Source organism: Mycobacterium sp. E796, assembly GCF_001672815.1.
Classification (GTDB): domain Bacteria; phylum Actinomycetota; class Actinomycetes; order Mycobacteriales; family Mycobacteriaceae; genus Mycobacterium.
This window is the reverse complement of sequence record NZ_LZKK01000286.1, coordinates 16,293-28,255: the sequence shown is the minus strand read 5'-3', so window position 1 is coordinate 28,255 and position 11,963 is coordinate 16,293. Positions and strand designations below refer to the sequence as shown.

The following is an 11,963-nucleotide window of genomic DNA, read 5'->3' as shown; positions in this document are numbered from 1 at the left end:
GCGTGCCACGCGTGCTCGGTGATGCCGAGACCGGTGAACGGTCGACCGTCGACGATCGTTTCGAACCGCGTCGCGGACTCCTGGATCACCAAACCCCTTTTCCACAAACAGGATTGGGCGATGACGCGGCCGCGAATCTCGAGCCGCAAACCGCTGACGTCGGTGACCACCATCCGCGACGCGCATGGAACCTGATGGCCGGACCACTCGTGGTCCACGATCAACTGCGCCACCGCGTGGCAGGCGCCGTCGTGAAAGATGTAGCCGGTCGGGTAGGCCCGGCCATCCTCGAACAGGTGGGTGCAGTTCATGGTGAAGTCGGGGCTTAGCAGCACCGTGTTCCAGTCCCAGCGCTCGATGCTGCTCCACAAGCGGACGCCCCAGGACTTGTCTCGCTGGCCGAGGCCGTCGATCGGGTAGGTCGATCCGTTCATTCTCACCCGGCCGGTGACCCACCCGGACTGCTCCATGTGGGTGTCGGCGATGCCCGACGGCAGGTGCGCCCCGGGAGGCGCTTCGGCGTGGTAATCGAACGGCGCGTGCAGCGCGGTCCAGGTCAGGTCGACCTCGTGGCGGCCCCGCAGCAATAGCCGCCACTTCGACATCGGTTCGATCATGTGAAACTCCAACGCCCCCACTTTCAGGTGGTCGGGCTGCGGGGTGCCGGAGTAGCGGGCGTGCAGCTTGGCGTAACCGCCCTCGACGCGGCCATCGCGCATCGTGTACAGGATCGCGTCGGCGGTGTGATTGCTAGGCCGATATCCGATCCGCGCCAATCCCACCGCGTCCGATTCGGCGTCGAACCAACTGAAAAAGAAGCTTTCCTGCCAATCCGGGTGCGGCCCGGACTCGTGCATGAATTCGTCGTTGACGTCGACCATCGTGTCCATCCTCGCGAATCGGGGCCAAATAACACGGATGCAAATTGGTGGCGACAAGAATCTAAAAAGAGTACGTGAAAACTGCGTACCCTACCGCGTTACCGTCTCGGCGCTGATCGATAACTTCTTGGTGCGGCGCACCGCCTTTGGTGCGGCATCGCATCGCTTTTCTAACAATTCTCATGGCAAATTGGGCCTTCGCCTACAGCGCCGAATCTGCAATGCTGTGCACATGGCGGGCGCAAATGGAAGCTCGAGATGGTCAAACACAGACCTGAATCGCATGCGGCACGTGGGCGACAAGTGGGCCGACAAAGTCGTGAAGGAGGTGTTTGACGGCCCGGACGGCGTCAACAAGGTCAATCAGATCATGCGCACGCTTGTACGCAATGACCAGCCGGCGCCAAAGGATTTACCCCAGGAGGTCCGGGGCTACCTGAAAACCTCGCTATCCCTGCCCGATTGGGCCGACCCGGACAAGATCAAGCTGGGGCAGCAGGTGTTCGAGAAGAACGGGCTGCTCATCGCGCTCTGCCTGTTCTGCGCGTCGCTGCCGTCGGCGTACGCGGACGCCGACGCCGTCAAGGTGTTGTATCTGACTGCCCAGCTCGACACGCATGCGCGGCGGCGAGTGATGGAGACCGGCCAGTTCCTGATCGACGTAGGCACCGTCGGCGGCCTCGATCCAGGCGGCAAAGGCCTGCGCGCCATTCAGCACGTCCGCCTGATGCACGCCGCGGTGCGTTACCTGATCAAGGACCGCGCCACTAAGCACCCCGGCATCTGGGATTTCCACCGTTGGGGCAAACCAATCAACCAGGAGGACATGGCCGGGACCATCCTGTCGTTCTGGTATGTGGTCGGAGACCCGCTACGAGCCCTCGGTGTGCGCTTGCCCCCCAAGGAGATCGACGCGTACCTACACCTTTGGACCGTCATCGGCCACCTGATGGGCGTGCTCGACGAGATGCGTCCGCGCACCGTCACCGAGGCCAACGCGCTGCTCGACGCCATCAAGCGACGGCGCTTCACGGCATCCCGCGAGGGGCAGCACATGACCCGCGCGCTCCTGGCGCTGCTCGACGAACTCACGCCCACCAAGGCGTTCGATGAGACGATCCCGCCGCTGATCCGACACCTGATCGGCGACAAGACCGCCGACCTGCTGCTCGTGCCGCCTTTGCACCACCGCCGTGAACTCGAACAGCTCGCGCGGGTCGCCGACTGGTTCTCCACCAACGTCCTGAGCCTGATCGTCCGCGCCTTGCCGCGCTACCAATTCGTCAATCGCATCGCCGAGGATTTCGGGCGCGAGCTGTTGGAGAGTGCGTTCGAGTTCGAGCGGGGTGGCGTGCGCGCGTCGTTCGACATGCCCGATCACCTCGCCCGCGGGTGGAAAGTTTCGAAGCCCAAGTCCCGCCGCACGTAAGACTGTGTGGTCCCGGCGGCTCTCCCCCGCCGGGACCACACAGGGCTAGCTGGCTTACAGCGACCACACCCCTGCCGCGCGACGGTCCGCGTCGGCCACCTCCTGCGCGCCGTCGCGCACCGCGTTTCCCAGGTCGACCAGCATCTCGTTGAGCGCGCTGGCCGCCTGGTGCCACTTCAGCTGCTCGCCCTGATACGCGGCCGCGGCTTCGCGGGTCCACAGTTCCCGCAGCGGGGCGATCTGTGATTTCAGCTCCTCGAGCGCCGCATTGAATCGGGCCGCCGTGGTGTGGATCTCTTGGCGCACAGCGCATTCGATTTCGCCGAAGTTGTAGGAAAGCAGCGGGTCCACGGCCTCGCCCCGTTCACAGGTTTCCGCCGGCGGCGGCGATGTGGCGCGCATGGTTCTCGGCGGCCTCCCGCAACGCGACCTCGTTGTGGCGAATGGTCTCGGCGATCGTCTGCAGAACGCGGTAGAGCCGGGTCGATTCGGCGTTCCAGCGATCCAGCACATCTTTGAATCGCACCGCCGCCAGCCCACCCCATACCGACGACGGAACGCTGCCCATGCGGCCGATAAAAGCCTGAAGCATCGCCCGGATCTCCTCGTTGCGGGCGTCCGTCGTCGCCGCGACGGAGTGCATGAGATCAAAGTCCGTGCTCAGTCTGTTCGCCATATCAAGTTGGACTGTGACGACTTCCGTTTGGTTCCGTCTCATCCGATCGCGTGGGCGGTTCGCACCGCCTGCTCGCATGCGTCGCGGACGGCCGCCTCGTCACCGGGACGGCTCTGGCACCCCACGCTGATCCGCACCGGCCCGTCCAGCAGTACCGTCCACCGCACGTGGTGGGTGACGCGCACTTCGCGGTAGGTCACCGCGGGCCGGCCGCCGCTCGTCCCGCCTGGATTGAAGTCGACGAACACCCCGGCCGGTTCCGCGTCGATGGCCCGTCGCAACCGCTCTGCCGCACCGCCCAGCGTCTCGTCCACCACCGGTGACTGCGTGATGTGCAGCGCCACTTCCGGATCCGACGGCGAGGTCACCTGCACCCGCGCCGACCCGGGCCCGGTGACCACCCGCTGCGCGGACCAGCGTGCGGGCACCGTTAGCGCCACGCGGCCCTCCACCAGGAACGTCGTCGGCACCGTCTGCGCCGCGCCCGGGGTCGAGGCGCCAGGACGGGCCGCCGGCGGCACCGTCGCGATCGCCAGGGGAAACGCCGTCAACGCGACGGCGGCCCCGGCCAGCGCACCTACGACCCGCGCGCGGGGACGGGGAGGGTCTGCCGGCGCGATGACGCGCGGCGCGGTGGGGTTGGCCATGAGCGGAAGCGCCGATCGCGCCAACAAGGGCAGCTGGGCATCACCGATTTCCACGGCCGCCAGGCCGCCATCAAGCAGCGCCCGCGCGATCGCCCGCCCGAGCCCCGGCGCCCCGGCGACCGTCCCGGGCCCGTCGATCACGACGCCGGCCGATGTCACCCGCGCCATTGCGGCGATGACGACGACGGCCTCCTCGGCGAGGGAATGCTCGTCGGTCCCGCGGGGTATCGCGACAGTCTCGGGCCCGGTGATCACGACCAGCCGCTCGGCGATTTCCACCACCACGGGCTCAGGGTCGGATGCCTGTGCCAGCAGCCAAGACCGCCGACGCACCAGCACCTCGTCGGTCAGGGCCCTGGCCGCCGCGGTCACCACGGCGACACGCGCCAAGGGCCACCAGGTCGGATGAATAAGGACCAGGCCGTCGCACTTCTCACATTTGAGCGACCGCAGCGCCGACCGCCAGAGCGAATCCACGGCGACCGGGCGACCGCCGACCAGCGCCACCCGATCGTCGATGGCGCCCAGTGCCTCCCTCGCGACCTCGGCCGTGGCTTCGGCTGTGCCACAACAAAATCGGCTGATCGTGCCGGGTCCGGCCTCGATGAGCGCGCGGTGGCGGCTCATGGCGGCGGACTCCAGGCCACCTGGACAAGCTGTTCGTCGCCAGGACGAGTGGTCAGGACGCCACGACCGGCCGGCAACCGCACGGGGCGGCCGGACCCCCACCGGGCGCCCTCGTCCGGGCGCCGACTCATCATGAGCGTCATGCACCCGAGGTCGCGCAGTCCTGCCAGCAGCGGTTCGAACAGTGCGCGTTCCGCGCCGGCGCTACGCCGGGCCACGACGAGGTGCAGCCCGATATCCCTTGCGTACGGCAGGTATTCGGCGACCGCCTCGAGTGGGTTGCCGCCCGGATTTGCGATCAGGTCGTAATCGTCGAGCACCAGGTAGATGTCCGGTCCGGACCACCAGGATCGAGCACGCAGTTGGGCCTGGCTCACGTCCGACGCGGGCATCCGCCTCGCCAGGACATCGAGCAGACCGGGCAGCACGCCGCTCAGCGCGGACGACGACACGGCATAGCCGGCAAGGTGTTCCGACTCGACGACACCCAACAGCGAGCGCCGAAAGTCGACGATCAGCAGCCGGGCTTCGGCGGCGGAATTCGTCCGGATGATCTCGCGGCACAGGGTCCGCAGCGTGGCGGTCTTGCCGCACTCGTTATCCCCAAGGACCAGCAGGTGCGGGTGCAGCTCGAAATCGATTGGTACCGGCTGCAATCGGCGCTCCTCCAGACCGAGTACGACACGCGCCCGCGCCCGACTGACGACGGCCTCGTGGTCGACGTGCGTCGGGAGCAACGGTATCGGCGGTGCGGCCGACTGGCCATGACAGACCCGATCGGTGGGCAGCGCGATGAGCATGTGCAGCCCGTCGCGGGAAAGGCCGCGACCGGGCCTGTCGTGCGGCACGTCCCGCGCCCGCTTGCGGTCGATCTCGGAATCGGCCGGATCGCCAAGCCGCAGCTCGATGCGGGTGGCGATCTGGTCCCTGAGCGCGGGCCTGATCTCGGCCCACCGCGACGCCGACAACATCACGTGGACGCCAAACGAAAGCCCTTGAGCCGCCAGGGCAGTGATCGACGCCTCGGAATCGCCGAACTCGTGACACAGGCTTGCCCAGCCGTCGATGACGAGGAACACGTCACCGAATGAATCGGTGCCCAGCCCGGCTCGATCGGCCTCCCGGGACCGCACGGTGGACTCCATCTCGGCGATCATGCGCCGCACCAGGTCCGGCTCGGTCCGGCCGGCGACGGCACCCACGTGCGGCAAGTCGCGCAGCGCGCCGAGCGCTCCACCGCCGAAATCCAGGCAGTAGAACCGCGCCCGCGCCGGGTCGTAAACGGCCGCCAAGGCCGTGACGAGGGTGCGCAGCGCGGTCGACTTGCCCGATCGGGGCGCGCCGACGACGGCCACATTGCCCGCGGCTCCGGATAATTCGACCACCAGCGGGGTGCGGCATTGCTCGAAGGGGCGGTCGACGATGCCGATGGGCACGCTCAGCTCGTCCGGCGCGGACACCATTTCGCCGAGCAGAGTGTCCAGCGCGGGTGCCGCGTCCAGCGGCGGCAGCCAGACTTGGTGCGCGGGCGGTCCGTGCCCGGCGAGCCGGTCGAGGACCTCCTCCAGGACGGTCCGGACCGGCGAGGCGCCCCCGGCGTCCCGGAGCGGGCCGGTCGCCCGGGTGCTGAAGACCCGCACCACCGATTCGCCCACCGGCATGTCCACGGACCGCGGTCCCGAAACGAACGCGGCCTGGAAGCGGATCGGCTCGTCGCTGCCCGCGCGGAGGTAGCCCGCGCCGGGGGTGTTGGGTAATTGGTATGCGTCAAGCGTTCCCAAAGCCGCGCGCGACTCGGCGGCGGACAGGGTCTTCAGGCAGATCCGGTAGGACAAGTGGGCTTCCAGTCCGCGCAGCCGCCCCTCCTCGAGCCGCTGGCTGGCCAGCAACAGGTGCATGCCGAGCGACCGCCCCAGCCGCCCGATAGCGACGAACGTGTCGGCGAACTCGGGATGCCGGCTGAGCATTTCGGAGAACTCGTCGACGATGACGATCAGCGTCGGCAGGGCGACCAAGTGCCGCCCGGCCCGGCGCGCGCGCTCGTAGGCGGTGACGCTGGCGCAGCGGGCCCCTCGTAGCAGCCGTTGCCGGCGGTCCATCTCGCCGGCGAGTGCGTCGCGCATGCGCGAAACCAGCGGCGCCTCGTCGGCCAGGTTGGTGACGACGGCCGCGACGTGGGGCGCCCGCGCCAAGTCGAGAAACGTTGCGCCACCCTTGAAGTCGACGAGCAGCAGATTGAGCACCTCGACGGAGTGCTGTGCGACCATGCCCAGCGCGATGGCGCGCAGTAACTCCGACTTGCCCGACCCGGTGGCACCCACGCAGAGCCCGTGCGGGCCCATGCCGTTTTCCGCGGCCTCCTTGATGTCCAGATCCAGCGGTGCGCCATCGATCGTGGTGCCGATCCGCACGCACAGTCGGTCCCGACGGTCCTGGTTGCTCCACAGCGTGATCGGGTCGGAGCCGGCCGGGCCGGCCCGGTAGCCGGCCAGCCGGCGCGCACAGGTCAGCGCGTCCACCAATTCCAACCGGTCGTGACACGGCAACGGTTCAGGCTCGTCCGGCCGCCGGATAGTCACCGGCGCGCCGTCGGCGCAGGCGCCGACTTCCAGGACGGTGACCCCAGTCGGCGCCCCAGCCGCAACCCGCTCGCCGGAGTCGGAGACCACGATCACGTGCGGCCCCGCCACGCCGGCGAGCGCTTGCCCGGCCTCCGCCATGCTTGGATACACCAAGCGGGCCGACCCCACCGCATCGGCGGCGCTCGGATGTTGGTTGTGCGGCAACCACTTCAGCCAATCCCAGTCGGCCCGGTTGCGGTCGCCGATCACCGCCGCGACCAGCAACTGGTCGGGAGCGTGCAGCACGGTTAGCTGGCAGATCATCGCGCGCAGCAGCCCGCGCACGGCGGCCGGGTCGCCGTCCACCGTCACCCTCCCGTCGGCGCCCAGGTCGACCGTGACGGGCGCCCTCGCAACGAGCGAATGCGCGCTCAGGAAGCGGCGCAACGCCGCCGCCGTGACCGGGTCGGACGGCTCGTGGGTAGCGGGCTCAGGCGCCACCAGCCGTGCCGCGAGTGGCTGGGTGCCGAGCCCGACACGGACAAGGCAGAAGTCGGGGTCGGACGCTCGCCGCTCCCACATCCGCGGTCCGCCGATCAACGTCCACAGTGTGTCCGGGTCCGGATGGGTCCAAAGGAGTGAATTCCGCTGCGCTGCAGTAGTTTCGCTGACTGCGACGCGGAGCCCACTGAGGTACGCCAGGTAGTTGACCCGGTCGGCGTCGAGGCTGCGGCGGCGCCGCTCGCCGCGCCCGGCAGTCGCGGTCACCGCCAGCGAAAGCAGCGTCATCACCGGGAACGCCACAAACATCGGGTGGCGCGCGGCCGACGATCCCGTGAGGAAGGCCACCGCCATGACCGCGAGGGTCGCGAGGGACAGCACGACCGGCAGCAACCTCGGTGATCCCCTCGGGGGCAGGCCGGGCGGTGCGTCGACGGTGATGTCCGCAGCCGCGACCGCCGGTGCCGGCCGGCGAACCGCGGGCACGAAACACTGTGTCATGTCGGCCTCCTACCGGTTGGCGACGGTAAGCAGCGCCGAAAACCGCGGCAAGTCACCTGTGGACAACCGGATATCGGCGGATCCAGTTCTGGCTACGGTGCCGGTAATCCGACGGAAGGGGTCACCGTTGCCTGAAACCGATCCGGGATTGCGACGCGTGTCGATCCAGGCCGGCACGGCCGTCACCGACTTGTCCCTGCCCGGGGGCGTGCCCGTCGCCGTCCTGATTCCCTCGATCATCGACATCCTGGACGGCCGCGGCGGCCACGGGACCCAAGCCTCCGGCGACCTGGAGGCGCGCCGCTACCAGTTGTCGTGCCCGGGTGCGGCGCCGTTGGTCGCCTCGGCGACGTTGGCGCAGAACGGTATTGGAGACGGCGCGGTCCTGGTGTTGACCGAATCCTCGACCCCGGCGCCCCCGCCTCATTTCGACGACGTGGCGCAGGCCGTGTCGGCGACCCTCGACGCTTCGGGCCGCACCTGGCCGCCCTGCCGGCGCAGACAGGCGGCGCGGGTCGCGAGCGCCGTCGCGGCGGTCCTTTTGGCCGGCATCGGCGCGCTGGCGCTCATTCGAAACGCGCCCAGCGCCAACGTCACCGGCGCCACGGTGAGCGTGGTGGCGTCGGCCGGCCTGCTGGCGCTGCTTTTCGCGGCGGTCGCACACCGCGCGTACGGGGACGCGATCGCCGGACTCGCGCTGGGCGTGATCGCCGCCGTATTCGCCGCGGTCGCCGGGTTTCTGGCGGTGCCCGGCGGTCCCGGGCTGCCGAACGTCGTGCTGGCCGGCACGGCGACGGCGGCCACGGCGGTGCTGGCGATGCGTGTATCGGGTTGCGGTGCCGTCCCGTTGGCCTCGGTATCGTGCGTCGCCACGATCGTCGCCCTGGCCGCCTTGGCGGGTGTGATCACCGCCGCGCCGCTGCGCGCGATCGGCGCGGTCTCCGCGCTGGCATCTCTCGGGCTGCTGGGCGTGGCGCCGCGGGCGTCGATCACGCTGGCCGGCCTGTCACCGCAGCGCCCGCCCGGGTCCGACGTTGAGGCCAAGGCGATCCGGGCCGACAACTGGTTGGCCGGCCTGCTCGCCGCCTTGCTGACGGTGGCCGCCGTGGGCGCCATCGTCACCGTCCTGGCCGGCGCGCCGCGGCTGAGCTGCATCGCTTTCGGTGCGTTGACCGGTGCATCGCTGATGCTGCGCGCACGCTCTGACGACGCGAGAAGGACCCTCGTGTTCCTCATTAGCGGGATTACCATCGCCGCAACGACTTTCGGCGTCGTGGCCACCAGCATGCTCAGGAGTGGATCATGGACGGCCGCGATGACGGCCACGTTGGCCGCCGCGGCGATCTACCTGGGCTTCGTCGCTCCCACGATGTCGCTCTCACCGCTGGCGCGCCGCGGCGTCGAGGCGCTGGAGTGTGTGGCGCTGGTCGCGTTGGTGCCCATGGCCTCGTGGGTGTGCGGCCTGTACAACGCCGTCCGCGAGTTGAACTTCCGGTGAGCGGCTCACGCCTCGCGCGCCTCCTGGCGGTCTCCGCGCTTGCGTGCATTTATCAGTTCGGAACGCCGACGGCACAAGCGGTTTCGCCGCCCGAGGTCGACGACAAGTGGCTGCCCAAGCCCACCCGTCCGGCCCCGCCCTCGCCGACCGTGCAGCGCGAGGTCTGCGCGACGGTGCCCGTCGACGCCACCCCACCTCGCGACCCGCTGCCGGATCTCGTCGACCTGCCCAGTGTCTGGCAGCTCACCCGCGGCGCGGGCCAGCGGGTCGCGGTCATCGACACCGGTGTCTCGCGGCATCCGCGGCTGCCCGATGTGGTGCCCGGCGGCGATTACGTGTTCACCGGTGATGGCACCCAGGATTGCGACGCACACGGCACGCTGGTCGCCGGCATCCTCGGCAGGGTGGCACCGGAGGCCACGCTGATCGGCATCCGCCAGTCCAGCGCGAAGTTCGCTCCCACCGGCGACCGTTCCCGTGCGGGGGTGGGCGACGTCGACACCATGGCGCAAGCCATCCGGACCGCCGCCGATCTCGGCGCATCGGTGATCAACGTCTCGTCCGTCGCGTGCGTCCCGGTCACCGCGTCGCTCGACGACCGAGCGGTGGGCGCCGCCCTCGCGTACGCGGTCGACGTCAAGAACGCGGTCGTCGTGGCCGCGGCGGGCAACACCGGCACCGCGGGCCCGTGTCCGCCTCAGCGACCCGACGCGACCTGGCAGACCGCCACCGTCATCGCCAGCCCCGCTTGGTACGACGACTACGTGCTCACCGTGGGTTCGGTCGACGCGGACGGGACCCCGTCGCCGTTCACGCTCGCGGGACCCTGGGTGGACGTGGCGGCGAGCGGCGAGGACGTTGCCGCGCTCGGTTCGCAACCGGTTTCGGGCACGAGTTACGCCGCGCCCGTGGTCAGCGGGCTGGCGGCGCTGATCCGGGCCCGATTCCCCGCATTGACCGCGCGACAGGTCATGGGGCGAATCACGTCGACCGCGCATCACCCGCCCGGCGGATCGGATCCGCTCGTCGGCAACGGCACCATCGACGCGCCGGCCGCCGTCAGCACCGACGCCGGTCCGCCAACGACCACCTCCAGGCCGACAACTGCTCCGGTGCCCGTGATTGCTCCACCGCCGCCGAAGCCCCCGGATGCACACGCCCGGGATGCGGCGCTGCGCGGAGCGGCAATCTGCCTTGTCGCGCTGGCGGGGGCCCTGGCGGCCGCCCGGTTACGGGGTTCCCGCAACCGTGTCCCGTGCGACTGACGCGTTCTGCCTGCTCAGTTCCGGCCCGGACGGCAGCCCCGCCAACAGCGGCCACGGCGCCGCGATCGGTGGCGGGAGACCGAGATCGTGCGCCGCGTCGTCGTCGCGGATCGCGAACCGCACCCCGGTGTCGGTGACGAGATATCTTGTGCCGCTTCGGTTGTCGCCCCGTACATAGGCGCTGCGGCCGGGCGGCAGATAGGCCGCGTCCAGCGCGGGACCGCGACCGTCGGCTTGGGACAAGGTCACTGGAGCCTGACCGGCGGGAACCGGCTGTCCGCCGCCCACCAGGAAACCGGTGTCGTAGCCGCCGGACGGCCGGCGCGTCGACGCGACGCATACCGTGGCGCCGCCGGCTAGCGCCGGCGCCAGGTCCGGGAAGCCGCCGACCGGCAGCGTGTTGACGATTCCCGCGGCGCGGATCGCGTCCGGTGCCACCGGGATCGGGTTGGCGCTGCCGCGCGAATCGCTGAAACGCAGGAGATCGGCGGCCACCCGGCCGATGCGCTGGACCCCGCCGGGCACCACGACGTAGTACTCGTCGCCGTCACCGCGCGCGATGCGCAGCACACTGCCGACCGGAATGCCGGGCATCCCGGCCACCGCGCCTCCCGCCGCGCGAACGCGCGGTGCGGTGATCGGCGGCGCCTCGGGCACGGCGTTCAGCAGCGACTGCGACACGCGCCGCGGGGTGCGGCCCTCCAGCCTGAGCGCGCGCACAACCGGGGTGTCGGCGAGGTCGACCACGGCCCGCTGCCCGTTGTAGAGCAGGTAGGCCGGCAAGCCGGCGGGCGGCGCCAGCAGCAGCGCGTGGTCGGGTGCCACGGGATGGACCGACGGGCCGGTGGGGCCGACGACGACGGTCGCTGCGCCGGTCTCCTCGACATCGCAGATCGTCCAAACCGATTCGTCTGCCGACAGCGGCTCACCAATGAGTGGCGGTGCACCCGGAATGCCAAGCAGCGGGCCGCGTTTGGTGCGCGCCAAGTCCGTTTCCCGCGCCGGCTGCGGGTCGGCGGGCGTCCGCGCGATCAACCGGGCCGACGCCAGGTTCAGCACCGGGTGCCAGGTGTCGCCCACCCGCACGTACAGTGCCCCGAATCGCTGGCCCATCGCGATCTGCGCCCGCTCGAGATCCGCGTGCGGGCGCAGCAATCCCGGCAACGCGCAGCCCACCAGCGCAACGGCCACCACCACACAGCCGACCGCCAGCGACGCCGTCCGCGCGCTCGACGGCGCGGTCGCGCTGTTCATATCCCGGCCCAGCAATGCGCACTCGAGGCGGCGCAGCAGAAATCGATACGCGCTGATTTGCAGCCAGGTCGTCGGCTGGCGTGGTTGTGAACGGTCCAAAATACCCTCGGCAAATTTGTGGAA

9 protein-coding genes are annotated in these 11,963 nt (G+C 69.9%); 3 read left to right on the top strand and 6 right to left on the bottom strand.

Features of this window, described 5'->3' with window-relative positions:
• The coding region (locus A5706_RS21970) for a hypothetical protein (protein ID WP_156767272.1) at window positions 1-881 on the bottom strand (881 nt) is incomplete at its 3' end.
• Between A5706_RS21970 and A5706_RS21965 the strand changes: the two genes are divergently transcribed.
• Window positions 868-2,310, top strand: coding sequence for an oxygenase MpaB family protein (locus tag A5706_RS21965; RefSeq protein ID WP_197517934.1), 1,443 nt, complete (start codon window positions 868-870; stop codon window positions 2,308-2,310). The two genes, A5706_RS21970 and A5706_RS21965, sit on opposite strands and share 14 nt — an antisense overlap.
• Window positions 2,311-2,364: 54 nt before the next feature.
• On the opposite strand, the gene A5706_RS21960 is transcribed toward A5706_RS21965, so the two are convergent.
• From A5706_RS21960 to eccCb, 4 genes are read right to left on the bottom strand one after another with little or no spacing between them, the layout of a single operon-like run.
• Window positions 2,365-2,661: a WXG100 family type VII secretion target gene (locus A5706_RS21960; RefSeq protein ID WP_068135249.1), complete on the bottom strand. Its 297-nt coding sequence runs from the start codon at window positions 2,659-2,661 to the stop codon at window positions 2,365-2,367.
• A gap of 13 nt (window positions 2,662-2,674) precedes the next feature.
• On the bottom strand, window positions 2,675-2,986 hold the full coding sequence (locus tag A5706_RS21955) for a WXG100 family type VII secretion target (RefSeq protein ID WP_369831934.1): 312 nt from the start codon (window positions 2,984-2,986) through the stop codon (window positions 2,675-2,677).
• A gap of 38 nt (window positions 2,987-3,024) precedes the next feature.
• Window positions 3,025-4,260: a type VII secretion-associated protein gene (locus A5706_RS21950; RefSeq protein WP_068135245.1), complete on the bottom strand. Its 1,236-nt coding sequence runs from the start codon at window positions 4,258-4,260 to the stop codon at window positions 3,025-3,027.
• Window positions 4,257-7,823 carry a type VII secretion protein EccCb gene (gene eccCb / locus A5706_RS21945; RefSeq protein WP_068135242.1) on the bottom strand — a complete coding sequence of 1,189 codons (3,567 nt, stop codon included), beginning with the start codon at window positions 7,821-7,823 and terminating at the stop codon, window positions 4,257-4,259. Before eccCb ends, A5706_RS21950 begins: the two co-directional genes overlap by 4 nt.
• 127 nt (window positions 7,824-7,950) lie before the next feature.
• On the opposite strand from eccCb, the gene eccD reads away from it, so the two are divergent.
• Both eccD and mycP read left to right on the top strand, forming a co-directional pair.
• The gene (gene eccD / locus A5706_RS21940; protein ID WP_068135259.1) at window positions 7,951-9,321 is read left to right on the top strand and encodes a type VII secretion integral membrane protein EccD; all 1,371 of its coding nucleotides are present in this window, start codon (window positions 7,951-7,953) and stop codon (window positions 9,319-9,321) included.
• Complete coding sequence (gene mycP, locus A5706_RS21935) at window positions 9,318-10,586, top strand: type VII secretion-associated serine protease mycosin (RefSeq protein WP_068135238.1); 1,269 nt, start codon at window positions 9,318-9,320, stop codon at window positions 10,584-10,586. The genes eccD and mycP overlap by 4 nt, the downstream gene beginning before the upstream one ends.
• Here mycP and eccB read toward each other — a convergent pair.
• A complete protein-coding gene (eccB, locus tag A5706_RS21930) occupies window positions 10,551-11,939 on the bottom strand; it encodes a type VII secretion protein EccB (protein ID WP_068135235.1) in 1,389 nt (462 codons plus the stop codon). The genes mycP and eccB overlap by 36 nt on opposite strands.
• Between the last annotated feature and the right edge of the window lie 24 nt (window positions 11,940-11,963).

Coding starts and splice junctions, on each gene's coding strand:
- A5706_RS21955 (WP_369831934.1), bottom strand. CDS start 2,986: ATGGCGAACAGACTGAGCACGGACTTTGATCTCATGCACTCCGTCGCG.
- A5706_RS21950 (WP_068135245.1), bottom strand. CDS start 4,260: ATGAGCCGCCACCGCGCGCTCATCGAGGCCGGACCCGGCACGATCAGC.
- eccCb (WP_068135242.1), bottom strand. CDS start 7,823: ATGACACAGTGTTTCGTGCCCGCGGTTCGCCGGCCGGCACCGGCGGTC.